Origin of the sequence: Paenibacillus lupini (genome assembly GCF_011761355.1) — a bacterium.
GTDB classification, from domain to species: domain Bacteria; phylum Bacillota; class Bacilli; order Paenibacillales; family Paenibacillaceae; genus Pristimantibacillus; species Pristimantibacillus lupini.
This window is the reverse complement of sequence record NZ_JAASRW010000006.1, coordinates 138,735-164,969: the sequence shown is the minus strand read 5'-3', so window position 1 is coordinate 164,969 and position 26,235 is coordinate 138,735. Positions and strand designations below refer to the sequence as shown.

Genomic DNA, 26,235 nt, shown 5'->3' with positions numbered 1-26,235 from the left:
TATACTTATTGGTAGATTACGCATATGCAGGAGGGTTTTTTAATGAATGATGTATTTTTCTTTTTACACTTGTTAGGAGCAGTCGGGATGGGCTTCTATATCGTTCTGCCGATTATGATCGGTAAAGCAACGAAGCTCGCAGGTCTTGGACAAGGCGGACTAGCTGATGGTCTTACATCTGCAAACCGCGTTGTACAGTATGCGCTTGTTATCCAATTGCTTACAGGTGGTTACATGATGTCACAGGCTGATTACTCTGTTGCCTGGATGATCATCATAACGCTGCTGTTCCTTGCGATTGCAGCGATCTCCGGCATTATGTCGAAGCCGCTGAAACGGATTGTGTCTTCGATTCAAGATGGACAAAGCGCAACTGGCCATATCGCTAAAGCACGTACATTCAGCTTGATCGTATTGGTTCTTTATGTGGTTGTTATCTATTTCATGGCATTCCCGATGTACGCTTAATCGTAATTCCAAGTTAATGCTTACGAAGATAAGAATTACCACAGTAATTCTTTAAGCTAATGCTTACGAGGTAAGAATTACCACAGTAGGCAAAGAACCGCCACTTATGTGGTAATTCTTTAAGCTAATGCTTACGAGGTAAGAATTACCACAGTAGGCAGAAACCAGCCACTTATGTGGTAATTCTTTTTAGGGGGAGAAAACGTGCATCAGTCATCACCGGATATAGTGACTTTCGGGGAATCTATGGCTTTATTTATGCCGCAGGAGCATAAATCTCTTGAACGGGCGGCTACGCTCGAGCAAGGCTTTGGCGGTGCAGAAAGCAATGTAGCAATCGGGCTGGCAAGACTAGGCTGTTCGGTAGGCTGGTTCGGAGCACTTGGTAATGATCCGTTTGGCCGAATGATCGTGAAAACGCTTCGTGGAGAGGGCGTTGATGTATCGCGCGTTAAATTTAGCGACGAAGCTCCTACAGGGATGATGTTCCGTGAGCAGGTTGCGGGGCGTCTTGCTGTTCACTATTATCGCAAGCATTCCGCAGCAAGTCGTATGGCTCCTGAGGAGCTGGATGAGGATTATATTCGTGGAGCGAAGCTGCTTCATATAACGGGTATTACTACAGCGCTCAGCGATAGTGCCAAACGTACGGTGCTTCGGGCAGTTGAGATTGCCAAAGAGGCGGGTGTAACCATTTGTTTTGATCCGAATTTGAGATTGAAGCTATGGTCTATCGAAGAAGCGCGCGAGGTGCTTCTGCCAATTGCAGAAGCGGCAGACTACTTCCTGCCTGGCTGGGATGAGCTCAAGCTTCTGTATCAAACCGAGGATTACGAAGTTGTGAAGGCAAAACTCCAGCAGCTTAAAGCCGTAACCATTATCAAAGGGCTTGGTGATACAACTGTCGTGCTGGAAAAAGGGGAAGAAGTATCCGTTCCTTTCTATCCAGCAGAGAATGTGGTTGATACAGTTGGTGCAGGAGATGGCTTCTGCGCTGGTTTCCTAGCTGGCTTAATGAAAGGCATGTCCCCAGTAGAAGCAGTTAAACTAGCAAGCATTAACGGATCGCTGGTGGTACAAATGCGCGGTGATTGGGAGGCGCTTCCAGAGTGGAACGCAGTTGAGCAGCGCATGTCCGCTAAAGTATGGGTGGAGCGATAATAATGGCTGAATCGAACGTTTCTGGATCCAAAGGGCAGCGCCGGCGCGAAGCGATTTTGCAGCTGCTCAAGCAGCAAGGACGCATTACCATTCAAGAGCTCGTTGAGCGCTTTGATTGTTCAGAAGCGACCGCAAGGCGTGATCTGGAGCAAATGGAGGCGGCTTATCCCATTATCCGTACCATTGGCGGTGCGATGTATGACGGCATGAATACGGTCCGTGATGTTGCATTTGCGGAGCGGGAAGGGCTGTCGTACTTGGAGAAAGAGCGTATCGCGGCTAAAGCCGCTTCACTTATTGAGGAAGGCGATGTAATCGGCTTATCGGGCGGAACAACAAATTACTTGCTGGCGAAGCTGCTTAAGCTGCGCAGCGGTATAACCGTTGTGACGAATGCGGTTAACATTGCCATGGAGCTTGCCGGAAGCAGCGTACAGGTCGTTGTAACAGGCGGCATTATGAGGCATAACAGCTTTGAGCTTTGCGGTCCGCTTGGCGAAGGGATGGTTGCTCATCTGAATATCGGGAAGATGTTCATTGGTGTTGACGGTCTTTCAGCAGCAGGCGGCATTACAACCTACTCCGAGCAAGAAGCCCAAATTGCAAAAGCACTTATTAAGCGATCGCACACGACTTTTGCCGTTTTCGATCAAACCAAGGTTGGGAAAACGTCGTTATTCTCCATAGCTGCGTTATCTGAACTGCAGGCGCTTATAACCGATTTGCCTCTAACGGGAGATCTGGCAGAGATGGCGGAGCAGCATCATATCGTCGTCCATGTTGCGGACAAGCCGGAATGAGTATAACAAAAGAGCGGTTGAACGGAGATCATCTCCTGTTCAACCGCTCTTTCGTTTCAAAATTACTTCGCTTCATAAACTTGCTTGCCGTTTACCCAAGTATGACTCACGCTGCTGAAGTCAGGCTCTGCAAGAACAAGATCAGCCTGCTTACCGATCGCAATAGAACCAGTATGTTCGAACATGCCAAGCTGCTTGGCTGTGTTCCCGCTTGCATAGCGGCTAATGTCCATAACATTATAATCGGTGTGTTCAAGCATATAACGGAAAGCATTGATCATCGTCAGGCTGCTTCCTGCCAGATTGCCTTCCTGGAGTCTTGCTACACCATCCTGTACGATGACTGGGAGGCCGCCAAGGTCATACAGGCCATCAGGTCTGCCTGCGGCAGAGATAGCGTCTGTGATCAGAATAAGCTTGTCTGCCGGCTTGGAGGAGGCAAGCAGCTTTATCGCTCCTGGGCTGACATGATGCCCGTCAGCAATCAGTTCGGCGTAAATCCGGTCATCGGTCAGTACAGCACCAACTGTACCAGGCTCACGATGATGAAGCGGACGCATCGCGTTATAAGTATGAACGGCATGAGTGAGGCCAGCATCAGCTGCTTCTTTCATGACTTCGTACGTGGCATCGGTATGGCCACATGCAACAACAACGTTATGATCAGCAAGCCATTTTATAGCTTCAATTGCACCTTCATTCTCAGGTGCAAGCGTCAGCAGCTTCAAAATTCCCGGATAACGCTCTGTCCAATCCTGCAGCCAATCGAGCCGAGGAGGGGAGAGGAAAGCAGGGTTTTGAGCACCTATCCACTTGATGCTGAGAAACGGTCCTTCCAGATGAACGCCAAGAAGTGCTGTGTATGGCATATCGTTCTTCATATATTCGCTGGTTGCCTGGAACACGGTCTCAATGGCTTCCTGGGATGCAGTCACGGTTGTAGCAAGCATCCCGGTGGTTCCTTGTGAAGCATGAAACTTAGTGATCGTATCGTAGCTCTCAGCGGTTGCATCCATGAAGTCTCCGCCAAATCCGCCATGAACATGAACATCTATAAAGCCTGGCAGAAGCCATTTGCCCTGGCCGTCTACGATATGATCAGCTTCCGGCTGCTCGCTGTCTTCGATAATTTGTGCAATGATTCCGTCTCTGACGAGGATACTGCCTTCTACAATACGATCCTCCAGCACGATCTTTACGTGGTTGATAAGCAGAGATCTGCCTTGTTGTTCCATTACCCCAACATCCTTCCCGCCTCGCGGTCAAGAAGCACAGTTACGCGGGGATGCGTCTGCAAGAGGGAAGCCGGTACCTCTGTTGTAATAGGGCCGGTCAACGCTTGCTTGACGATGTCCGCTTTATCCGCGCCTCGCACCGCAAGCACAATCGAATTTGCTTTTAGTATGGAGCCCACACCCATTGTAATGGCATATTCGGGCACCTCTTCCATCGTAGCGAAAAATCTAGCATTCGCCTCCAGAGTGGCCTGCTTCAGCTTCACCACATGAGTACCGCCTGACAGGGCATGATCTGGTTCATTAAAGCCGATATGGCCGTTATGGCCAAGGCCAAGCAGTTGAATATCAATTTGCCGCTCCAGCAGCATACGGTCATAATTCGCACATTCGGCTTCCAGATCATCAGCCATTCCGTTCGGCAGGAAGGTTTGTGTGTCTGGAATATCAATGTGTGCAAATAAATGCTTATTCATATAATAAGCATAGCTTTGATCGTTATAGGGCTTTAACCCGACATATTCATCCAGGTTAAAGGAAGTTACATCTGCAAAGGATACTTCACCTTTACGGTATTTCTCTACTATTTTGGCATAAATGCCTATAGGTGTCGATCCTGTTGCAAGCCCTAATACGGCGTTTGGTTTGGATGTCACGATATCGGTAATAAGATTGGCTGCAAAGGCGTCCAGTTCTAATTGGGTATCAAAAATGTGCACGTTCATCGGAAGATGCCCCCTCATTTACTTTTGACTCTATTCTAATTTATATTATTCATTTTCACAACAAAAATGATTGTAAAATTCATTATTATGATTGTAAACGTCAAAATTATGGGTGGACCTAGTTCCATCCTTGCTCCAGTCCTAATCACTGAGTTATGATGAACAAAAGTATTCTCGCAAAGCATGAAGCTTATGTACTGATGTCGCTGGCATTCCTACATAAGCGGGATGATTGGCTATTTAAATAGGAGGATTGCCCTATGACAGTAATGCAAAATACGGAGGCTAATGAGGGCGCTTCCACATCGAAACGTAAGAGTGAGCATATTCGCATATGCCTGCAGGAGAATGTGGCTGGAGAGGGCATTGATACGGGGCTGGAGAGTCTTCGCTTCCGCCATAATGCCTTACCTGAAATCGCATTCGAAGATATCCTGCTGGATACAGAATGGCTGGGACGGCGCATGCGAACACCGCTCTTGGTCAGTTCCATGACAGGAGGTACAAGTGAGGCTGGTGCCATTAATCGGCGGTTAGCAGAGGCGGCAGAGCACCGCGGCTGGGCTATTGGACTAGGCTCCATGCGTGCGGCGATCGAACAGGAAGAACTTGCTGCTTCTTTTTATATCCGTGATCTTGCTCCTTCTGTACCCGTTATTGCGAATCTTGGTGCGGTGCAGTTAAATTATGGGTTTGGTGTGGAAGCATGCCGCAGAGCGGTAGACATTGCCGAAGCGGATGCTCTAGTGCTTCATCTGAACAGCATGCAGGAAGTATTCCAGCCTGAGGGGAATACGGACTTCCGCGGCTTGCTGCCAAAGATAGAAGAAGTATGCCGGGCACTTGAGGTGCCGGTCGGTATCAAAGAGGTAGGCTGGGGTGTTGATGCCGATACTGCTGCAGCGCTCGCTTCGGTGGGAGCAGCATTTATTGATGTTGCGGGAGCCGGAGGCACATCCTGGAGTCAGGTTGAGAAATACCGGCAAAATGATCCGATGCGCCGATTGGCTGCAGAAGCTTTCGCTGGCTGGGGGATCCCAACTGCTCAAAGCATTCAGGAAGTGAAAAGTCGTCTGCCGCATATGCTGGTTGTCGCGAGTGGTGGTCTGCAGCATGGTGTAGACGCAGCGAAATCCATTGCATTAGGGGCCGATATTGCTGGGTTTGGACGTGCCCTTCTCCCACGTGCTGCAGAAGGTGAGACAAAAGTATCGGTCGACCAGTTAAATGAGCAATTCGAACGGATTGAATTTGAGCTTCGTGCGGCGATGTTCGGGATCGGGGCAGCATCCGTTGCGGAACTCAAACATACGAACCGACTTATTCCAGTCCGTTAAACAACTAAGACAGGCCAACTTAGCAAATACTAGACTGCTCGAGAATTTTGTGATGGTCGAAGGGTTGGCTTATCAGGATAGGGAGGGCACAGCATCCATGACTGGGCTAGTGGAGACGAAGGTCTGGGACAGCGGGTGGATTCAAGTAAAGATTCCGCTCCCTTTCTCATTAAAGTGGGTAAACAGTTACTTAATACCAGAGGATGGGACAGGTTATACAGTTATTGATCCCGGCCTGCATACCGATGAAGCGCTGGCAGCTTGGGATGAGGCTTTCCTGAAGCACGGCATAACTATAGAGCAGATTAAACGGATCGTTCTTACTCATCAGCACCCGGATCATTATGGGCTGGCAGGTTATTTTCAAGAACGGACCGGAGCTCCGGTATATATATCAGAAAGATCTCATGCATATACACAGCGATTATGGGGAGACAACAGTACTTACTCTGAGGAACTTCGGGCGCATTTCGCCATCCACGGCATGCCTGATGAGCTGACACTTGATATTAAGAACAACCTTGATGGCTTTGTCAGAAGAGTATCTCCTCAGCCCGACGTCACGTATTTGGAGGCAGGAGAGACGATTCAGCTGGGCGGAATGGAATGGCAGCTAATTGATGCGCCGGGGCATGCCTTTGGTCAGTTATGCTTCTACGAGCCGTCCAACGGCTATATGCTTTGCGGTGATCAAGTGCTGCCTCATATTACACCTAACATCAGCTTTAATCCTGGAGAAGAGGAAGATCCGCTTGGATGTTTCCTTAAGAGTCTGGATGAGCTATCCGATTATGAAGTGAAGCTGGCGTTTCCGGGCCATCGAGAACCGTTCACTGATTTTGCAAACCGAATTATTGAGATCAAGCAGCATCATGAACGGCGTTTGAATAAAATGTGGGAAATCTTGAGAGTGCCAAGCAGCGCTTTTGAGCTTTGCGAGCAATCTTTTGGTGGTCACCTGCGGACGAATCCTCATAATCTGCGGTTTGCGATGTCGGAGACTATTGCTCACCTCCATTATTTGGAGAAGCGGGGCAAAATCATTCGAACCGGAACAATGGATACGGTTATGTTTCGTACAGCTGAATAAATAGCAAAGAAGGCTTCACATTTGTGAGGCCTTTTTTAATTTCTGGACGCTCTTAAATAAGCTCTGAGCTGTTGCTCTTGTTCAGAGGACAGATCTAACACGTGATCGATAAATTCCCGACAGACGTATTCGTATAGCTTTATATCGATCTCATTTTTTTGCAGGACAGATTGGATGGCTTCACTGGATAACGAAAGCTCTGCAGGAGGGCGATTAGGCGTTACATTGACTTTAGGGTAATACTTTGGCTTCCAGTTCATCTTGTGCATAAATAAAAATAAAGAAATGTCATATTGTTCCGTAAGACCAACAAAGGTAAAATGCTTGAAGAGATGAGCCTGGACTTTTTTGAAATTCGGGTAAGGGTTAGCGATCTCGCCCATTATCATTCTGGCTTGAAGATTGCAGTACTCCAGATCATAGTTAGAATTAAGTACGTACTCTTCGAAGGTTAAATCTTTATTATAAAAAATATCATATTCAGGATTTTTATATTTGAAATAAAAATAGGAGAGAGTCCGTTCGACAGGATGACGCAGCATTGTAACATACTGATAAGGCCGGTCTGTCAGCTGGTGTATACCATAGCTGAAATGTCCGCATAGGGCATCGGCTTTGACGAGTTCTTGACTTAATTGCGGGGCGGTCTGGATTGTATGATAATGAATAATATTTGGACAATTCTCGATAATGGCTTGTGTAAAAGAAGAGCCTCCAGTCTTAGGAAGATGCATGTAAAGTAACAGCTTATCCTTGTTCAAGTCTCTCACCGTCCTTCTCCTCGGCAATGATCAAGCCATGAAGATGCAAGTATTCCATTACTGCGTTGACAGACTCAGCAGCCGTCAGCTTATCGGTTTCAATGGTAAGATGCGGATTAAGAGGAAACTCGTAAGGCGCAGAAACACCTGTAAAATGTGTAATTTCTCCAGCTCTTGCCTTCTTGTACATTCCTTTTGGATCTCTTCGCTCGCATTCTTCAATCGAACATTTTACATGAATTTCTATAAACTCATCGGGCAGCATAGAAGATCGTACCCCATCACGATCCTGCCGATAAGGCGAAATAGCAGCTACAATGACAATCATGCCTCCATCGATCATTAGCTTGGCCACCTCTCCAATTCTTCGGATATTCTCAGAACGATCTTTTGGCTGAAAGCCCAAGTCCTGATTTAAGCCGTAACGAAGATTATCGCCATCAAGTACGTAACTGCGGCATTGCAGTTTATAAAGTTCATGTTCCAAGGCTGTACTAAGCGTTGATTTACCTGATCCCGAAAGGCCAGTAAACCAAAGAACATAACTGCGATGGCCATTCAGGAGCTGCCGATCTTGTTTGGTGATGCGAGAGTTATGCCACACTAGGGGATTGTGATTCAACGGTATGATCACTCCTCTCTATCTTGTAATTTACTACTAAAATATTCCATTTATTTCAAAAGGTGCAGCTAGAGTTAGAGGGCAAAAAAAAGACTGCCCTACTTTTGTAGGACAGTCTTTAGACCAGTTTCTATTCCTTCACATTCTGTGCGGCTTCTTCACGGCTTGCTTGCTTGCGATGCGCCAGTCGGCTTGCAGCAGCAGCAGCGATTGCTCCAACGATGTCATCCAGGAAGGTATGAATTTGCCCATCGTTTTTATCGTTTAATTTCTTTAAGATGCCGGGCTTAAGCTTGTCGATATAGCCAAAATTAGTAAATCCGATACTGCCATATACATTAACAATGGATAGAGCCAATATTTCATCGCAGCCGTACAGGCCTTCGTCATTACGAACCATATCTTGAAGCGGCGCCATCAGCTTGCCTTCCTCCGCCAGCAAATCGAGCTGTATGCCAGTTAAAATGGCATTTTGTACCTCTCTCTTTTGCAGCACAGCTTCAACATGAGAGATGCATTCATCCAGCGTAAGCTCTGGATAATAATCCTTTTGCAGAAAATGCACGAGCTGTGCAATGGATGTTCTAGATACGCCTCGTTTGTCGAGCCATGAATTGGTTGCTTCCGCAACCTCGCGGCTGTTTAAGCTGTAGGTGACTTGTTTGAACAAATTGATTACCCCCTCAGATTTTGTGGACAAAACTGGTCTAAAACAGGGAAGGGCTCGTATACATAGTACTACAAATCAACAAATGTACAAAGTCGCCGAACAGGCAATTACAATTTGGGGAGGAAAAAGTCAATGGCTCAAACAAGATGGATTCGCCGTGCAGCAATCTGCGGTGTGATGGTATTTCCCATTCTTGCAACAGGATGCGGCTTGATTTCGCAGGACACAAAAGGGGAGATTGATCCACCGCAGCAAACTGATGCAACAGGTGCCGTAGACGGTACAAATACCGGACAGGCTGTCGTGACTGGACAAGATGATGATTCCAATCTCACGGTTTACTTAGAGGACCGCAATGGCTATCTTGCCCCGGTATCTCTGAAGACAACACTTACCGAGAATGCAGTTGACGAAGCCGGCAAAAAAGCTTTGGAAATCATGGTGGACGGCGGTAGCATGGCAAGCCAGCTGCCAGAAGACTTCCGTGCAGTCATTCCGAAAGGCACTGAGGTCAAGTCACTTCATATTGATCCGAAAACTCAACTGGCTACCGTTGAATTTGGCGGAACCTTCAATGATTATCCTGCGACGGACGAGCGTACAATTGTAGAGGCGATTACTTGGACTTTGACGGCTATGGGAGCAAAAGGAGTAGAGCTGTGGTATGAAGGGGCTAAGCTGTCGGAGATGCCGCAAGATGGCTTCCCGCTCGATGAGCCGCTTACACGTTCGGTAGGGATTAACCTTGAAGCTGCCGATGGTGTGAACTATTCGAACTCGACACCGGTTACTCTGTACTTCTCTTCGCAAACAACTAACGATGAACAATATTATGTGCCGGTTACAAGGTTAATTAACCGCACAGAGGAAACAGCTGCACAAGCTGCTCTTGAACAGCTGATCACAGGTCCGCTTAACACGAAGGATTTGATCAGTGTCCTTACGAATGATGTGGAAGTAACAAACATCAAGCAGCAGGATGACACAGTAATGGTGGACTTAAAAGACCAAGCGTATGAAGAAGGACTGCCTGCTCCAGCAGAGATGCTTGAAGCCATCGTCCTGTCGGTTACTGAAAATACGGGCGCTGACAAAGTTCAGATTACACTGAACGGTCAGAAAGTCACGGACGAGAACAATGTTTCTTACAGCGAGCCAGTATCGCGTCCGCATCATGTGAATGCGATTAAAGGGTAAGCGAAAAAAGCCATAACTAGAGAAAGGCTGCCTTACCAGGCCCGTTTCGGGACCAGGTAAGGCAGCTTTTTGTTAGAGGAGAATTAAAGATGCTTTTCACATGCCACTTTGGTAAAATAGGAAAGATTGCAACGCGATCTACACATAAGCGATAACGATTGATTCAGGAGGAACATAAGCATGCGAACAGACGGTCGGCAACCGAACCAGCTTCGGCCGGTTACGATAACGACAGGCGTTAATAAATATGCGGAAGGCTCGGTACTCATTGAGGTAGGCGAGACTAAGGTTATTTGTACAGCCAGTGTGGAAGAACGGGTACCCCCTTTCATGAAGGGGCAAGGTAAAGGCTGGATTACGGCTGAATATGCGATGCTGCCACGCGCAACTCATTCCCGTAACCACCGGGAGGCGGCCAAAGGCAAACTTTCCGGCCGAACAATGGAAATTCAACGCTTAATCGGACGTGCCCTCAGATCTATTGTTGATCTGCAGGCGCTGGGTGAGCGTACAATTACGCTTGACTGTGATGTTATTCAAGCCGATGGCGGTACACGTACCACTTCGATTACAGGTGCATTTGTGGCTCTTTGCCTTGCGGTTAACAAAATCTCGAAAACAACACAATTTGCCAAATATCCGATTACGGATTTTCTTGCTTCGGTAAGTGTAGGGGTTATTCAAGAGCGTGAACTGCTTGATTTGAACTACGATGAGGACTCCAAGGCCAAAGTGGATATGAATGTCGTCATGACAGGCAATGGTAAATTTGTTGAACTGCAAGGAACAGGCGAGGATTCCCCGTTCTCGCGTGAAGAGCTTAACAAGCTGCTGGAACTAGCAGAAGGCGGTATCGAGGAATTAATCGAGAAGCAGCGCGCTGCTTTGGGTGAGCAGGCAGACCGGATCGGGGGTTAACACGTTGACTCAGCCTATATTGATTGCAACCAAAAATCAAGGCAAGGTGAAGGAATTTGCACATGCCTTTGAGAAGCTTGGCAGAACCGTCGTTAGCCTAAATGATTTTCCAACCTTCCCGGATATTGTAGAAGACGGAGATACGTTCTCTGCAAATGCTCGTATTAAGGCAAAAGCGGCCGGCGATGCTTTTCAAGTAACGGTGCTCGCAGATGATTCTGGACTGCGTGTAGCTTCCCTTGACGGTGCTCCAGGTGTATATTCAGCCCGTTATGCCGGTGAAGGTGCAGCAGATGCCGATAACAATGCAAAGCTGCTTCACGAGCTTGGTAAATTGAATGTGGACGCAGCAGAACCGCTTGCTGACGGCACGCGGCTGCTCAGCAAAGCGCAATTCGTCTGCGTACTCGCTTTATATGACCCTGCGACAGGGGAATTTATCGAGACGGAAGGTACAGTCGACGGCTTCATCGCCGACCGGCCTCGTGGCGAAGGCGGCTTTGGTTATGATCCATTGTTCTGGCTCCCACAGCTCGGACGTTCCATGGCAGAGCTGTCCAAGGAAGAAAAGCAGGCTATCAGCCATCGCGGCAACGCTCTGGCAAAGCTGATCGAGAAGCTGGAAGTTAAGTAATATTAAGCAAAAGGCGTCACAGGAGAAATTCCTGTGACGCCTTTTTTATTCTTCACTCTTTAAAGGTTAGGTGAGCGGAGCAATTCGAATGTTCAGTGAATATAACTTAGCTGCTACTTACTTCACGCTAACACCGTACTCTTTAAGCCACACGTTCACCTGATACAAATAAGCAAACAGCTGAGGACCGGACATTAATTGTCCGAACCACGGAATATTAGATTTTGCCGAATCGGATTCAGCAAGCTCTCTTACTTTATTCAAGTTAATCAGCGGCAGGAGCGGGGAAGACGGATCGTTCAGCACATCAAGAAGAAGTCCTTTGACTGCTGCCAAGTAATTTGGATTATGCGTTTTTGGATAAGGGCTTTTTTTACGAGTCAGCACATCTTCAGGAAGTACGCCCTTCAAAGCACGGCGAAGGATGCCTTTCTCCCGGTCCCCAGCTGTCTTGATCTCCCAAGGGATATTCCAGACATACTGCACGAGCCGGTGATCGCAGAACGGGACACGAACCTCGAGGCCAGCTGCCATACTCATCCGGTCCTTCCGGTCAAGCAGTGTTGGCATGAAGCGGGTAATGTTAAGATAAGACATCTTGCGCATCTTCCGTACCGTCTCGGATTCACCATCCAAGTGCGGCACCTCCGCGATCGCAGAGGCATAACGGTCACCGATATAATCAAGTGGTTTAATCCATGCAGCTACATCCGGCGCAAGCAGATCTGCCCGCATAGAAGAGGCGAGAGACCATGGGAAGGTGTTTGCACTCAGTGCTTCTTCACGGTGGAACCAAGGATAGCCGCCAAAGATTTCATCCGCTGCTTCACCAGAAATTGCGACGGTAGCACCTTTCTTTATCTCCCGGCAGAATAGCAGGAGCGAGGCATCCACATCGGCCATACCTGGCAAATCGCGTGCCAATGTAGCGTCTCTGAGAGCAGCTACGAGCTCAGGTGTATCAAATTGGATTGGATGATGGATGGTGTCCAGATGGGAAGTCATCCGTTCGATCCAAGGGGCGTCGCTGTTTGGCTGAAAGGCATGAGCCGTGAAATGCTTATCGTTATCCGCGTAGTCGACGGAATACGTATGCACATTACCTTGACCGGTTTGCTCGTAGTAACGAACAGCCAGTGTGGTTAAAGCGCTGGAGTCAAGGCCTCCGGAGAGTAAGGTGCCAACTGGCACGTCCGAAACAAGCTGGCGCTCCGTTGTATCCTTCAGCAGCTCCCGGACATGTTCAGCCGTCGTATCGACATCTTCTTCATGCGGAATCGTCTCGAGACTCCAATATTTTGTCTTGCGGATACCTGAACGATTAACAGTTGCACATTGTCCTGGCAGCAGTTCGGTAATATCCTTGTAAACGCCTTGGCCAGGTGTTCTGGCGGGACCAATAATGAAGATTTCAGCTAATCCTTCTGCACCTACCTCAGCTTTAACAGCCGGATGAGCAAGAATAGCTTTTGGCTCCGAACCAAAAATAAACAGTCCATCTGCAAAGCTGATGAACAGTGGTTTTACACCTAGTCTGTCGCGGGCAAGGAACAGCTCCTGTTCAGTTACATCCCAGATGGCAAAGGCGAAAATGCCGTTGAAGCGTTCAACACAGGCTTTGCCCCATTCGATATAAGACACAAGCAGTACTTCTGTATCGCAATGGGTTGTAAACGTTCTGCCTCGGTCTTCCAGCTCTTTCCTTAGTTCAAGTGCGTTATAAAGTTCACCATTATAGACAACGACATATGTGTCATCGCCCGAGCGCCGAATCATCGGCTGAGCGCCATTTTCCGGATCAATCACGCTGAGCCGGCGATGGCCTAGCGCACAATGCGATGAGATCCAAGTACCTGACGCATCAGGACCGCGCAGTGATAACGTCTCCGTCATTTTAACTAGGCTGTTGCTGTCATGGGTTAGATCTCGGGTCCAATCGATCCAGCCGGTTATTCCACACATAATCTCATTCCTCTCTTCTGCTGGACTCCAGTAGCAATAATATCCGTTATATGCTGAAAAAAGGCATAAAATGTCTGTCCGCTAGGGGATGCTAAGAGAGCATGTCTTAAAAAGGAGCTGAAAATAACGCATGTCAGTCGATGAACGAAAAAAATATTATGTCTCGGTCCAGGCTGGACAAATTTTGGAGGATCAAGGTGCAGCTTCTTATGAGCTGGAGATCATGGCAAACAACGAGGAGTTCAACCAGCTTCAAGTGATGTTCGAGGATTTGTCCAGCATGGATAATGCCATTACGGGTCATTTCAATTACGAATTTGGCACCCATTTATCGCAAACCAGTGACAGCCAGATGAATGGTGGATACGATGCGATTCTGCACGATATCTATTTATTTATTCACGAGCATGGGACTGCATCCACTCAGAAGCATGTTGAATCTATGGGATTATTGGATCCGGGCAGATTATAAGAATGGGATACAAGGATAATGAGCACCGAAAGCGTGGTTGAGCGCTATGCGGACATTATCCTTTTTTTGTAAGTGAAATGTCGGAATCTAACGGAATTTGTAACCTTTGTGATACCTTTATTGGGCGAGGAGTGGTACAATGGGAGGATAAACTAGTTTCATAGTGGAGGCATCAGGCATTGCAAAAGTTAGTGTTTTTCGTTGGTGTAGCAGGTACAGGTAAGACAACCGTTGCAAGAAAATTATCGGAACGTATTCCGGCTGCTTTTCTTGATCGTGATACGGTAGGCGGACGATTCGTAGAGGCGATGCTGGAAATTAACGGCCTCGACAAGAACGACCGTGATTCGGACTTCTATAAACAAAACCTTCGTGATTTGGAATATGATACGACTAAGGATATTTGTATTGAGAACTTAGCTGCAGGCCAGAACGTATTTATGATTTCTCCGTTCACAGCCGAGCTTAAGAATAGAGTATGGATCGAAGAAGTCATTACATCTGCAGGTCTGACCAAAGATCAGGTGAACGTTAAGGTCATCGTAGTCACCCTTGAGAATATCGAACTGCAGAAAAACCGCATTATCGGGCGTCAAACGGAGCGTGATCAATGGAAATTGGACCATTGGTCGCATTTTGAGAAACGTGTAGCTTTTGTTCCTGAGATTAATTGGGATATCCCGCAATCTTCCATTCTTGTATATGATAACAGCGGTGAGATGAGCGGCGAGCAAGTGGAGACGCTTTATCAATTCGTGACAGACAAAACAGTAACAAAGGTATAGTTATATAGGACGAGGCCTTGAATAGAGGTTTCGTCTTTTTATATATAGATGAACAAAAAACAAATGAAATGAACCATTTATTCTAAATAAATCCTTCTTGGAAGGTGCTATATTAATCCTGCTTACCTGCCTGACACCCAGCTGCCCTGGTGACTTAAAGATGCAAGCTGGACCTGTACCGACACAGAGAAACAGGATGCTACTTTCAAGATTTAATTAAAAGGTAAAAAAAGCAAAAAACCCGCAAAGCCTTGTGTATCAAGGTTTTGCGGGTTTTATTAATTGTCATTATGTTTGGGAAAATGGCGTCCCAGGAGGGATTCGAACCCCCGACCGCACGCTTAGAAGGCGTGTGCTCTATCCGGCTGAGCTACTGGGACACGTAGGAAGTAGTATATCATGCGATCACATGAGTTAGCAATACCTAATTTCAAAAAGTTTGGAGCGGGTGAAGAGAATCGAATCATGGTCTTTGTCTTCTAAAAGCCTGTGAAAAAAATTCGCTTGGTAAATATAGCATAGGCCTGATCAAAAAATCAAGACTCGTGAATGCATTGTTTTTATATTAGCATGTAACGTGATATAATCTAACGCAAGCAATAGTCACGAATGAAGCGGTTTGACCGACAAGGCGGTGATACCATAACTACACCAGATAACGTTTATTTATTTCCAAAGATGCTGGATCATTATCAAATTCAGCTCACCCGGATGCTGGAATCCGAGCAATATAGCGAAGCCAAAAATTTACTCCGCTTTCTCCTGCAATGCCGCGGTGAGGATGAACGGCATTATGAAGAGTGGAAAAGCCTTCTAACCTGGCTTGACATGGCGTTTCCCGGTTCAGATTCCGAAGGAGCCGTTGTGCCCGGAGGCCAGGATGATGAAGGCGTCAGTGAGGAGAGCTTTCGCGAGCAGCTGCTGAATCCGCCAGAACAGGATGAGGCATACATTAAGCAGGTGCTCTATATCATGGAGCATCATCCAATGATTGACCAGCAAATATTGGCATTGGAACGAGCAGCATACATACATTCACCTGAGATTGATCAGGTAATGGTAGAATGGCTGACTAGCGGCAAGGCCATTCATCCTGTTGTACAGTTTAAGGCGCTGCAATGCCTGCGTAAGCGGGAAATATCCGGTCAGCTGACGCTGGATCGGATGGGCGAGAGGGTAGAACTCGACATTGAATCTACACCGCTTGCACTTGATGATTTTCCAAGACCGGTCATCCGGATTCTTGAACGAGTGGAAGCTGTGACAGAAGCAGATGACCCAACACTGCCTCATTTTGCCAAAGAATTGTGGAAAGAAAGTCTCCAATTTCTGTATGGAACCACATCCTATCAATGGATGCTCCGAGAGGATGAGGAGACGGTCGACAGCTATGCAGCGGCGCTACATCTCACGCTGTTACTGACGGTTTACGGCTCTGCCAATGATGATGATGTCCGGGAAGCCTACGGCATAACCGAGCCATTAAGATTCAGATATGAGCAGGCTTGCAGGACACTTCGGCAGGTCGCTGCGATGCAGCAATCTACAGAAGATGATCATCAGCCTTGAAATGATGGCGCAGGTTGATTATAATAGAGTGGTTTATGAAGCGAATACTAATTGGCGTGATGCGTATTTTGGAGGGGAAAGCATAAAATGAAAGCAACTTGGGAAAAAATAGACAAGAACCTCGTATCGATCGATGTTGAGGTTGAAGCTGAGAAAGTCGCTGCAGCGCTTGATCAAGCATTTAAGAAAGTCGTACAAAAGGTAAACGTACCTGGCTTCCGTAAAGGTAAAGTGCCACGGGCAATGTTCGAATCCCGTTTTGGCGTGGAAAGCCTGTACCAGGATGCAATTGACATCCTGTTGCCTACAGCTTATGAAGAAGCAGTTAAAGTGACGGAACAACGTCCTGTTGACCGTCCTGAAATTGATGTTGAACAATTCGCTAAAGGCGAAACGTTCAAATTCAAAGCAAAAGTTATCGTTCGTCCAGAAGTAACGCTTGGCGAATACAAAGGTCTGGAAATTCCATCCTTTGAAGCTGAAGTTAGCGACGAAGAGGTAAACGCTGAACTTGAGCGTCTGCAACAACGTCATGCTGAGCTGACTGTCCTTGAAGAAGGCGCTGCTGAGCAAGGCGACATCACTGTAATCGACTTTGACGGCTATGTAGACGGCGAAGCATTCGACGGCGGTAAAGCTGAAGCTTACTCGCTTGAAATTGGTTCAGGTTCGTTCATCCCTGGCTTCGAAGATCAAGTAGTTGGCATGCAAACTGGCGACTTCAAGGATATTGAAGTAACATTCCCTGAATCGTACCATGCAGAAAACCTGGCTGGTAAACAAGCTGTATTCAAAGTGAAACTGCATGAAATCAAACGTAAAAACCTGCCAGCTCTTGACGATGAGTTCGCTAAAGATGTGAGCGAATTCGACACGCTTGAAGAGTACAAGCAGGATCTTGTCTCCAAGCTGAAAGAAAGCAAAGAGAACGAAGCAGAACGTAACCTGCAAAATGCTGTAATCGAGAAAGCGGCTGAAGCTTCTGAAGTAGAAGTTCCAGAGCCAATGATCAATACAGAAGTTGACTTCATGCTTCGCGACTTCGAGAACCGTCTTCGCATGCAAGGCATGAACATCGACCTGTACTATCAATTCTCCGGTCAAAGCGAAGCAGTTCTGCGCGACCAAATGAAGAGCGATGCTGAGAAACGCGTTCGCAACAACCTGGTTCTGAATGCAATTGCGAAAGCAGAAGGCGTTCAAGTATCCGAAGAAGACGTGAACGAAGAACTCGAATCGCTGTCAAAATCTTACAACCGCCCAGCGGCTGAACTTCGCGAAATCTTCGAGCAAAACGGTCAAATCGACAGCTTGAAAGAAGATATCGAGCTTCGTAAAACGATTGAATTCCTCGTTGAAAACAGCAAAACAGCTGAAGTAGCTGGAGCGTAATCGTCTCAAACTTTCAATTGAATAAATACGAAGAAAAGGCACGTCATCGTCAGATACGTGCCTTCTTTTCACCCTACATAACCGAAGTGCTTTACAATGGAGAATGAATCTCCGTACATATCGAGCGAAGCTCACCGTATACTGTATTACTGTATTACTTGGAAAAATGACATTGCTCATTTGACGTGATACAATAGAAAACATGAAACATAAAAGTCCCAAAAAGAAAAGAGGTTGGTCGCATGAATCTGGTACCTATCGTAGTTGAACAAACGAATCGCGGAGAACGGTCTTACGATATTTACTCGCGCTTATTGAAGGACAGAATCATTTTTCTCGGGAGCGCTATTGATGATGACGTAGCAAATTCAGTTATCGCACAGCTGCTTTTTCTGGCGGCCGACGATCCGGAGAAAGACATCCACTTGTACATAAATTCCCCAGGCGGCTCGGTAACGGCTGGTATGGCTATTTATGATACGATGCAATATATTAAACCTGATGTGTCCACGATTTGTATGGGCATGGCAGCAAGCATGGGTTCGCTCCTCCTTACGGCTGGCGCGAAAGGCAAGCGTTTTGCCCTTCCTAATGCAGAAGTCATGATCCATCAGCCGCTTGGCGGCGTCCGTGGTCAGGCATCGGATATTAAGATCCATGCAGATTGGATCCTTAAGACGAAGCAAAAGCTGAATCAAATCTATGTGGAACGTACCGGTCAGCCTTATGACAAGATCGACCGCGATACTGACCGCGATAATTTCATGAGCGCGGAAGATGCGCTGAATTATGGTTTGATTGACAGAGTAATAACAACTCCGGTATCGTAAGGATTTAATCGAAGGGGTGAAAAAGTATGTTTAAATTCAATGATGAAAAAGGTCAATTGAAATGCTCGTTCTGTGGCAAATCGCAAGAACAAGTACGAAAATTGGTAGCCGGTCCCGGCGTATATATATGCGATGAATGTATCGAGCTTTGCACTGAAATCGTAGAAGAGGAGCTCGGTCATGAGGAAGAGCTTGATCTGAAGGATATCCCGAAACCAAAAGATATCCGTGCGATTCTTGACTCGTATGTCATCGGACAAGAATTTGCGAAGAAATCCCTTTCTGTTGCGGTATATAACCACTACAAACGGATTAACTCGCAAAGCAAAATCGAAGACGTTGAGCTTCAAAAAAGTAACATCCTGCTCGTAGGCCCTACTGGCTCGGGTAAAACGCTGCTTGCTCAAACAATGGCTAAAATTTTGAACGTACCGTTTGCAATTGCAGATGCAACATCGCTGACGGAAGCCGGTTATGTCGGTGAAGACGTTGAAAATATTTTGCTCAAGCTTATTCAAGCTGCAGACTACGATGTGGAGAAGGCCGAGCGCGGCATTATCTATATCGATGAGATTGATAAAGTAGCTCGTAAGTCTGAAAACCCGTCCATTACAAGAGATGTATCGGGCGAAGGCGTTCAGCAAGCGTTGCTCAAAATTCTCGAAGGCACGGTTGCCTCTGTTCCACCGCAAGGCGGACGTAAGCACCCGCACCAAGAGTTTATTCAAATTGATACAACTAACATTCTGTTCATCTGCGGCGGCGCATTTGACGGTCTGGAATCGCTCATTAAACGCCGGATCGGCAAAAAAGTGATTGGTTTCAGCTCGACGGGCGAACTGCAAAAAGATCTGAAGCCAGGCGAGTATTTGTCGATGGTTCTGCCTGAAGACTTGCTCAAATTTGGTTTGATCCCAGAGTTCGTAGGCCGTTTGCCGGTTATTTCGACTTTGGAGCCGCTTGATGAAGATGCTTTGATGCGTATTTTGTCTGAGCCTAAGAATGCTTTGGTTAAACAATACCAGAAGCTGCTTGAGATGGATAACGTGAAGCTTGACTTTGAGCCTGCTGCTCTTGAAGAAATCGCCAAAGAAGCGATTAAGCGGAACACAGGTGCTCGTGGCTTGCGTGCTATTATCGAGGGCATTATGCTGGAAGTTATGTACGAAGTCCCTTCGCGTGATGATGTGAATACTTGTCTCATTACGGAGAAAACCGTAAAAGACAAAATCATGCCGGAGCTTACAGCCAAGAAGGGCAACAAGAAAAAAGAAGAGAGCGCCTAAGTTCATTACCGTCATTGCTTCCACCCGTAGACCGCGGATTTTTTCGCTCGTCAAAGGGTGGACTTTGACGTTCATGGGAGAGATCATTTTATGTATTTGCGCAAGGATACTGTGCCGGTCAAAGTCGGCAACTTAACGATTGGCGGCAGCAATGAAGTCATCATTCAGAGTATGTGTACAACGAAGACGGCTGATGTAGAGGCTACAGTAGCCGAGATCTTGCGTCTGGAAGAAGCCGGCTGCCAGATTGTCCGGGTAACGGTTAATAATAAAGAAGCTGCTGAAGCGATCAAGGAAATCAAGAAACGGATTCATATTCCGCTCGTTGCGGATATTCATTTCGATTATCGTCTTGCGCTGCAAGCTATTGAGAACGGCATTGATAAAGTCCGGATTAATCCGGGTAATATCGGCCGCCGCGAGAAAGTAGAAGCTGTTGTTAAAGCTTGTAAGGAACGTGGTATTCCGATCCGGATCGGCGTTAACGCCGGCTCGCTCGAGAATCATCTGCTCGAGAAATACGGCTATCCAACACCGGAAGCGATGGTGGAGAGCGCGCTCTTCCATATCGGGATCCTGGAAGAGCTGGATTTCCACGACATTATCGTGTCATTGAAGGCTTCAGATGTGCCGATGGCTATTGCGGCTTACAGCATGGCAGCGGAGAAAATCAAGTATCCACTTCACCTTGGTATTACTGAGGCTGGAACGCTTCATACGGGAACGATCAAGAGCTCGGCAGGCATCGGTGCTTTGCTGGCAATGGGCATCGGTAATACGGTGCGCATCAGCTTAAGTGCAGATCCGGTTGAAGAAGTGAAGGTAGCACGCGAGCTGCTCAAAACGTTTGGTCTTATTACGAATGCAGCAACTCTGATTTCGTGTCCGACATGTGGTCGTCTTGATATTGATCTCTTCTCTATCGCTAACGAAGTGGAAGAGTATATCTCGAAGCTGAAGGTGCCAATTAAGGTGTCTGTCCTTGGCTGTGCCGTAAATGGTCCTGGTGAGGCTCGTGAAGCGGATATCGGCATTGCTGGTGCCCGCGGCGAAGGCATGTTGTTCCGCTATGGAGAAATGATTCGTAAGGTGCCGGAAGCGGAGCTGCTTAACGAGCTGAAGAAAGAAATCGACGTGATTGTTCGCGCCTTTGAAGAGACAGGAGAAATTCCTGGACGCAAGAATCATGCTCATGCATAACGACTCTCAATAACTTAACGAAGAGGTATTCCTTAGCTGCCTTTATAGGCAGGGTATAGGAATACCTCTTTTTTCTTCTTAAAGCGATTATTCCCTGCGGCAAGGGGCAATACTACCAATTACGTACTCTTTTGCCGGATGATTTGCTTTTGAGAGGAGAAGATATTGATGAGTTTAAGTATGGTATTAATGCTGATTCAAGTCTTTTTTGCTGTGGTTATTGGTTTATATTTCTGGAATTTACTGCGTAATCAGAAGACGAACCGCTCGGCGGTCGATCGGGAATCACGCAAGGAGATGGATAAGCTTCGTAAGCTGCGCTCCATTTCGCTTACAAAGCCTCTAGCGGAGAAAACACGTCCGCAGGCGATGCAGGACATCGTGGGTCAAATAGACGGCCTTCGTGCGCTCAAGGCAGCGCTCTGCAGTGCTAATCCGCAGCATGTTATTATTTATGGACCACCAGGTGTTGGGAAGACGGCAGCTGCACGTGTTGTATTGGAAGAGGCGAAGAAGAATCCTTCCTCACCTTTTCTGACAGAAGCGAAATTTACCGAAATTGATGCAACAACGGCGCGGTTTGATGAGCGTGGGATTGCCGATCCTTTGATCGGTTCCGTTCATGATCCTATTTATCAAGGTGCCGGCGCGATGGGGGTAGCAGGAATTCCTCAGCCGAAGCCAGGTGCAGTAACGAAGGCGCATGGCGGGATTCTGTTTATCGATGAAATCGGTGAATTGCATCCAATTCAAATGAATAAGCTGTTAAAAGTACTGGAAGATCGCAAAGTGTTCCTGGAGAGCGCATATTACAATTCGGAGGATGCGAATATTCCGGTCTATATCCATGATATATTCCAGAACGGCCTTCCAGCTGACTTCCGGCTTGTTGGTGCGACAACACGTTCACCTCAGGATCTGCCTCCGGCAATTCGATCCCGCTGTATGGAGATTTATTTCCGGCCTCTACTGGCGAGTGAAATTGCTTCAATTGCAGAAAATGCAATTAAAAAGATTGGTTTTGGCTCTTGCCCTGATGCAGTTGATGTGGTGAAAAAATATGCGACCAACGGGCGGGAAGCGGTTAATGTTATCCAATTGGCAGCAGGTATTGCTTTATCGGAGAAACGTGACACGATTACAGGTGCAGATGTGGAATGGGTAGTTAACAGCAGTCAAATTCCGCCGCGCCCTGACCGCAAAATTCCAGAGGCCCCTCAGATCGGCTTCGTGAATGGGCTTGCCGTATATGGCCCTAACATGGGCACCCTGCTTGAAATCGAGGTTAGTGCTATTCCGGTCGCTTCCGGCAAAGGCCTCTATACCATTACGGGTGTAGTGGACGAGGAAGAGCTGGGAGGCGGCTCCCGTACTCTCAGAAGAAAAAGTATGGCTAAGGGCTCGGTTGAAAATGTATTGACCATGCTCCGCCGTTACGGCCTCAACCCGCAAGACTATGATCTGCATATTAACTTCCCTGGCGGTACGCCTATTGATGGTCCGTCCGCTGGTGTGGCTATGGCAACAGCTATCGCATCGGCTATTAAAGAGATCCCGATTGACAACAAGCTGGCGATGACAGGCGAGGTTGGTATTCATGGCAATGTGAAGCCGGTTGGCGGCGTACTTGCCAAGGTTGAAGCAGCTTTCCAAGCTGGTGCAGATACGGTTATCATCCCACGTGAGAACTGGCAGGCGATTTTTGCAGGGTTGGAAGGGCTTAAAGTTATACCAGTAGATCGGGTAGATGAAGTGTTTAGATACGTATTTCCAATCGGCGACACGGTTGTCGCAGAGGTGGAAAACCATGTCAGTTCCGATCTTTTTATCGCTACAGGCGTTCCCTATTTGCAGGCGGATTCCGTAGAATGATAAAATAAGGTATTCGAAACAATTGGAGGTGCTGGTGTGGGATCCGGAAAAACGAAAGGCCGGCGGCTTCCCCTGCTTCCGTTAAGGGGGCTGCTTGTATATCCCAGCATGGTGCTCCACCTTGATGTGGGAAGGGACAAATCGGTAAGAGCACTGGAGAAAGCAATGATCGATGATCATATGATTCTCTTGTGCTCCCAATCCGAAGTCAATATTGAAGAGCCTACTGAGGACGATATTTATCGCGTCGGCACCATTGCGAAAGTCAGACAAATGCTCAAGCTGCCAAACGGTACGATTCGGGTTCTTGTTGAAGGTGTTGTAAGAGCTGAGATTGTGGATTACGTGCCTAACGAACAATTCTATGAGGTTTCAGTATTTGAGCTTCCAGAACCTGAGACAGATGATCCAGAAGTGGATGCGCTCATGCGGTCGGTGCTCAGTCAATTTGAGCATTACATCACACTGTCGAAGAAGGTTACGCCAGAGACCCTTGCAGCTGTATCTGACATCGATGAACCTGGTAGGCTTGCCGATGTCATTACAAGCCATCTGTCGCTAAAGATCAAAGATAAGCAGGATATCCTTGAGACCATTGATGTGCGTGAACGGTTGGAGCGGTTACTTGATATTCTGAATAACGAACGTGAAGTGCTGGAGCTCGAGCGCAAGATTAACCAACGCGTTAAGAAGCAGATGGAGAAGACGCAGAAGGAATATTATTTGCGCGAGCAGATGAAGGCGATTCAGAAGGAGCTTGGCGAGAAAGAAGGCCGTGCGGGTGAAGTTGAAGAACTTCGTAACCAATTGGCTGAAGCAGGAGTGCCTGATCTCGTAAGAGAAAAGGTTGAGAAGGAAATCGACCGTCTGGAGAAAATGCCCGCAACCTCCGCCGAGGGCGGCGTTATTCGCAATTATATCGATTGGTTATTAGCTCTTCCATGGAGCAAGCATACGGAAGATGATCTTTCCTTAAGCAAAGCGGAGGACATCTTGAACAATGACCATTACGGTCTTGAGAAGCCGAAGGAACGTGTGCTTGAATATTTGGCGGTACAGCAGCTTGTGAAGAAGATGAAAGGGCCGATCCTTTGCCTTGTAGGGCCTCCAGGTGTCGGCAAAACCTCGCTCGCTCGCTCCATCGCCAAATCTCTTGACCGCAAATTTGTGCGGATTTCGCTTGGCGGCGTACGTGATGAAGCGGAAATCCGTGGTCATCGCCGGACTTATGTCGGTGCAATGCCTGGCCGGATCATCCAGGGGATGAAGACGGCAGGTTCGTATAATCCAGTCTTCCTGCTAGACGAAATTGATAAGATGGCAAGTGATTTCCGTGGAGATCCTTCATCTGCCCTGCTTGAGGTGCTTGATCCGGAGCAGAACAATACGTTTAGCGATCATTTTATCGAAGTACCTTTTGACTTATCGAATGTGATGTTCGTTACAACGGCTAACTCGATGCATAACATTCCTCGTCCGCTGCTTGATCGGATGGAAGTGCTGTATATCCCAGGATATACGGAACTGGAGAAGCAGCAGATTGCCGAGCGTTATTTGCTGCCGAAGCAGCGTAAGGAGCATGGGCTGACAGAAGACCAGCTAATCCTAGAGGACGAGGTAGTCCTTCAGCTTATCCGGGAGTATACGCGTGAGTCTGGCGTACGTAATCTGGAGCAGCAAGTGGCTGCTCTATGCCGTAAGGCTGCGAAGCATATCGTAGCTTCAGGTTTTGTGCCGCGGACCACCAGTGAAGCGGAGGGGGCCTCTTATGAAGCGCCAGAGCTTAATACCCTTGAAGCGGCCTTTGGCTCTGATGCTGATTCTGATGCCGCTGCCTATAAGCAGCCTGTGGAAGCAGCAACACCTGCTCCATTAACGGTTACGCCAGAGCTTCTGAAGGAGTGGCTTGGTCCTGCGAAGTTCCGTCATGGCACTGCTGAAGCTGAGAATCAGATTGGCGCAGTAACGGGCCTTGCTTGGACCGAGGTAGGCGGCGATACACTTGTCATTGAAGTGACAGTTATGCCGGGAAGCGGTAAACTAACACTAACCGGCAAGCTTGGTGATGTTATGAAGGAGTCGGCTCAGGCTGCATTCAGCTACACGCGTTCCAAAGCGATTGAGCTGAATATCGATCCTAACTTCCACGAGAACAGGGATATCCATATTCATATCCCCGAAGGGGCGATACCGAAGGATGGCCCATCGGCTGGTATTACGATGGCAACGGCGCTTATCTCAGCGCTGACGAATCGGTACGTATCGAAGGAAGTTGCAATGACCGGTGAGATTACGCTCCGTGGACGGGTGCTTCCAATCGGCGGATTGAAGGAGAAGTCACTAGCTGCCCATCGTGCAGGCATCAAGAAGGTGCTTCTGCCAAAAGATAATGAACGTGACTTAAGTGATATCCCAGACAGTATTCGCAGTGAAATGACCTTTGTACCTGTCAGCCATATGGATGAAGTACTGCAGCACGCGCTGCTGCCGGTCAACACCGAAGAGAAAGCAGGAACAGTAATCGGATGAAAATTACACAGTCAGATTTTATAATAAGTGCAGTAAGACCAGAGCAATATCCAATTGACGCCTTGCCAGAGATCGCTCTGGCAGGGCGTTCCAATGTCGGAAAATCGTCACTGATTAACAAATTGATTTTGCGTAAAAACTTAGCAAGAACTAGCTCGCAGCCCGGCAAGACGCAGCAGCTTAACTATTATCGTGTGAATGATATGGTTTATTTTGTCGATTTTCCAGGCTATGGCTATGCAAAAGTATCAAAGACGAAGCGTGAGTTGTTCGGTCAGATGATCGAGACTTATATTCGCGACCGAGAGGAATTAAAGCTGCAGCTTCTTGTTATCGATATGCGGCATGCGCCATCGAAGGATGACGTACTCATGTATCACTGGCTGAAGCATTATAACGTGCCAACATGTATTGTTTGTACTAAGGCAGACAAAATTCCGAAAAGCAAATGGGACAAGCATATTAAGGTTATTAAAGAGACTTTGGAGGCGGATCCCCGCGATTCTGTCGTCATGTTTTCCTCGGAGACAGGGCTTGGACGCGACAGACTGTGGGAGGTCATTACCGAGGTAATTGGCACATAACGGAGATAGTTCAATAACTTCCTCTATAATGGCGAGGATTCTGTAAGAAATGTTGTGTTCATCGTGAATTCTACGGGATTTTTCAGAAATATGCGAGAATATCGAAGCTGGACGGCAGGAATAAAAAGCTCTGATC

At 47.4% G+C, this 26,235-nt stretch carries 24 protein-coding genes and 1 tRNA gene; 18 read left to right on the top strand and 7 right to left on the bottom strand.

The window, feature by feature from the left end; genetic code table 11:
* The first annotated feature begins 42 nt into the window (after positions 1–42).
* From FHS17_RS20015 to FHS17_RS20005, 3 genes are all read left to right on the top strand, one after another.
* A complete protein-coding gene (locus FHS17_RS20015; protein ID WP_167280218.1) occupies positions 43–468 on the top strand; it encodes a hypothetical protein in 426 nt (141 codons plus the stop codon).
* A gap of 204 nt (positions 469–672) precedes the next feature.
* Complete coding sequence (locus FHS17_RS20010) at positions 673–1,629, top strand: PfkB family carbohydrate kinase (RefSeq protein WP_167280217.1); 957 nt, start codon at positions 673–675, stop codon at positions 1,627–1,629.
* A 2-nt stretch (positions 1,630–1,631) separates the two neighbouring features.
* Positions 1,632–2,429 (top strand): DeoR/GlpR family DNA-binding transcription regulator, encoded by a 798-nt coding sequence (locus tag FHS17_RS20005; RefSeq protein WP_167280216.1) that lies wholly within the window; start codon positions 1,632–1,634, stop codon positions 2,427–2,429.
* A 62-nt stretch (positions 2,430–2,491) separates the two neighbouring features.
* Here FHS17_RS20005 and nagA read toward each other — a convergent pair whose 3' ends face one another.
* Positions 2,492–3,664, bottom strand: coding sequence for an N-acetylglucosamine-6-phosphate deacetylase (gene nagA, locus FHS17_RS20000; RefSeq protein WP_167280215.1), 1,173 nt, complete (start codon positions 3,662–3,664; stop codon positions 2,492–2,494).
* Complete coding sequence (gene nagB / locus FHS17_RS19995) at positions 3,664–4,389, bottom strand: glucosamine-6-phosphate deaminase (RefSeq protein ID WP_167280214.1); 726 nt, start codon at positions 4,387–4,389, stop codon at positions 3,664–3,666. Before nagB ends, nagA begins: the two co-directional genes overlap by 1 nt.
* Before the next feature lie 269 nt (positions 4,390–4,658).
* Between nagB and fni the strand changes: the two genes are divergently transcribed.
* Positions 4,659–5,726: a type 2 isopentenyl-diphosphate Delta-isomerase gene (gene fni / locus FHS17_RS19990; protein ID WP_415639882.1), complete on the top strand. Its 1,068-nt coding sequence runs from the start codon at positions 4,659–4,661 to the stop codon at positions 5,724–5,726.
* Positions 5,727–5,823: 97 nt separating this feature from the next.
* A complete protein-coding gene (locus FHS17_RS19985) occupies positions 5,824–6,816 on the top strand; it encodes an MBL fold metallo-hydrolase (RefSeq protein ID WP_167280212.1) in 993 nt (330 codons plus the stop codon).
* 35 nt (positions 6,817–6,851) lie between these two features.
* Here FHS17_RS19985 and FHS17_RS19980 read toward each other — a convergent pair whose 3' ends face one another.
* The 3 genes from FHS17_RS19980 to FHS17_RS19970 form a co-directional block, all read right to left on the bottom strand.
* Complete coding sequence (locus FHS17_RS19980) at positions 6,852–7,586, bottom strand: sulfotransferase family 2 domain-containing protein (RefSeq protein ID WP_167280211.1); 735 nt, start codon at positions 7,584–7,586, stop codon at positions 6,852–6,854.
* Positions 7,564–8,199, bottom strand: coding sequence for an adenylyl-sulfate kinase (gene cysC, locus FHS17_RS19975; RefSeq protein WP_167280210.1), 636 nt, complete (start codon positions 8,197–8,199; stop codon positions 7,564–7,566). The genes FHS17_RS19980 and cysC overlap by 23 nt, the downstream gene beginning before the upstream one ends.
* 130 nt (positions 8,200–8,329) lie before the next feature.
* On the bottom strand, positions 8,330–8,869 hold the full coding sequence (locus tag FHS17_RS19970) for a phosphatidylglycerophosphatase A family protein (RefSeq protein ID WP_167280209.1): 540 nt from the start codon (positions 8,867–8,869) through the stop codon (positions 8,330–8,332).
* A gap of 132 nt (positions 8,870–9,001) precedes the next feature.
* On the opposite strand from FHS17_RS19970, the gene FHS17_RS19965 reads away from it, so the two are divergent.
* From FHS17_RS19965 to FHS17_RS19955, 3 genes are all read left to right on the top strand, one after another.
* A complete protein-coding gene (locus FHS17_RS19965) occupies positions 9,002–10,066 on the top strand; it encodes a GerMN domain-containing protein (RefSeq protein WP_167280208.1) in 1,065 nt (354 codons plus the stop codon).
* A gap of 180 nt (positions 10,067–10,246) precedes the next feature.
* On the top strand, positions 10,247–10,984 hold the full coding sequence (rph, locus tag FHS17_RS19960; protein ID WP_167280207.1) for a ribonuclease PH: 738 nt from the start codon (positions 10,247–10,249) through the stop codon (positions 10,982–10,984).
* Positions 10,985–10,988: 4 nt separating this feature from the next.
* Complete coding sequence (locus FHS17_RS19955; RefSeq protein ID WP_167280206.1) at positions 10,989–11,618, top strand: XTP/dITP diphosphatase; 630 nt, start codon at positions 10,989–10,991, stop codon at positions 11,616–11,618.
* Positions 11,619–11,735: 117 nt separating this feature from the next.
* On the opposite strand, the gene asnB is transcribed toward FHS17_RS19955, so the two are convergent.
* The gene (asnB, locus tag FHS17_RS19950) at positions 11,736–13,580 is read right to left on the bottom strand and encodes an asparagine synthase (glutamine-hydrolyzing) (protein WP_167280205.1); all 1,845 of its coding nucleotides are present in this window, start codon (positions 13,578–13,580) and stop codon (positions 11,736–11,738) included.
* A 130-nt stretch (positions 13,581–13,710) separates the two neighbouring features.
* On the opposite strand from asnB, the gene FHS17_RS19945 reads away from it, so the two are divergent.
* Entirely contained in the window at positions 13,711–14,052 is a 342-nt protein-coding gene (locus FHS17_RS19945; protein WP_167280204.1) for a hypothetical protein, read from the top strand.
* A 179-nt stretch (positions 14,053–14,231) separates the two neighbouring features.
* Complete coding sequence (locus FHS17_RS19940) at positions 14,232–14,837, top strand: P-loop nucleotide/nucleoside kinase family protein (RefSeq protein WP_167280203.1); 606 nt, start codon at positions 14,232–14,234, stop codon at positions 14,835–14,837.
* Between the two features lie 303 nt (positions 14,838–15,140).
* On the opposite strand, the gene FHS17_RS19935 is transcribed toward FHS17_RS19940, so the two are convergent.
* Positions 15,141–15,217: transfer RNA gene (locus FHS17_RS19935), tRNA-Arg, on the bottom strand.
* Positions 15,218–15,446: 229 nt separating this feature from the next.
* On the opposite strand from FHS17_RS19935, the gene FHS17_RS19930 reads away from it, so the two are divergent.
* The 8 genes from FHS17_RS19930 (at position 15,447) to yihA (ending at position 26,099) form a co-directional block, all read left to right on the top strand.
* The gene (locus tag FHS17_RS19930) at positions 15,447–16,406 is read left to right on the top strand and encodes a hypothetical protein (protein WP_243865459.1); all 960 of its coding nucleotides are present in this window, start codon (positions 15,447–15,449) and stop codon (positions 16,404–16,406) included.
* Between the two features lie 87 nt (positions 16,407–16,493).
* The gene (gene tig / locus FHS17_RS19925; RefSeq protein WP_167280202.1) at positions 16,494–17,798 is read left to right on the top strand and encodes a trigger factor; all 1,305 of its coding nucleotides are present in this window, start codon (positions 16,494–16,496) and stop codon (positions 17,796–17,798) included.
* Between the two features lie 242 nt (positions 17,799–18,040).
* A complete protein-coding gene (clpP, locus tag FHS17_RS19920) occupies positions 18,041–18,628 on the top strand; it encodes an ATP-dependent Clp endopeptidase proteolytic subunit ClpP (protein ID WP_167280201.1) in 588 nt (195 codons plus the stop codon).
* Between the two features lie 26 nt (positions 18,629–18,654).
* The gene (clpX, locus tag FHS17_RS19915; protein WP_167280200.1) at positions 18,655–19,914 is read left to right on the top strand and encodes an ATP-dependent protease ATP-binding subunit ClpX; all 1,260 of its coding nucleotides are present in this window, start codon (positions 18,655–18,657) and stop codon (positions 19,912–19,914) included.
* Between the two features lie 90 nt (positions 19,915–20,004).
* On the top strand, positions 20,005–21,114 hold the full coding sequence (ispG, locus tag FHS17_RS19910) for a flavodoxin-dependent (E)-4-hydroxy-3-methylbut-2-enyl-diphosphate synthase (protein WP_167280199.1): 1,110 nt from the start codon (positions 20,005–20,007) through the stop codon (positions 21,112–21,114).
* A 168-nt stretch (positions 21,115–21,282) separates the two neighbouring features.
* The gene (gene lonB / locus FHS17_RS19905; protein ID WP_167280198.1) at positions 21,283–22,986 is read left to right on the top strand and encodes an ATP-dependent protease LonB; all 1,704 of its coding nucleotides are present in this window, start codon (positions 21,283–21,285) and stop codon (positions 22,984–22,986) included.
* Positions 22,987–23,022: 36 nt separating this feature from the next.
* A complete protein-coding gene (gene lon / locus FHS17_RS19900) occupies positions 23,023–25,515 on the top strand; it encodes an endopeptidase La (RefSeq protein WP_167280197.1) in 2,493 nt (830 codons plus the stop codon).
* The gene (yihA, locus tag FHS17_RS19895) at positions 25,512–26,099 is read left to right on the top strand and encodes a ribosome biogenesis GTP-binding protein YihA/YsxC (RefSeq protein ID WP_167280196.1); all 588 of its coding nucleotides are present in this window, start codon (positions 25,512–25,514) and stop codon (positions 26,097–26,099) included. Before lon ends, yihA begins: the two co-directional genes overlap by 4 nt.
* Positions 26,100–26,235: the final 136 nt, after the last annotated feature.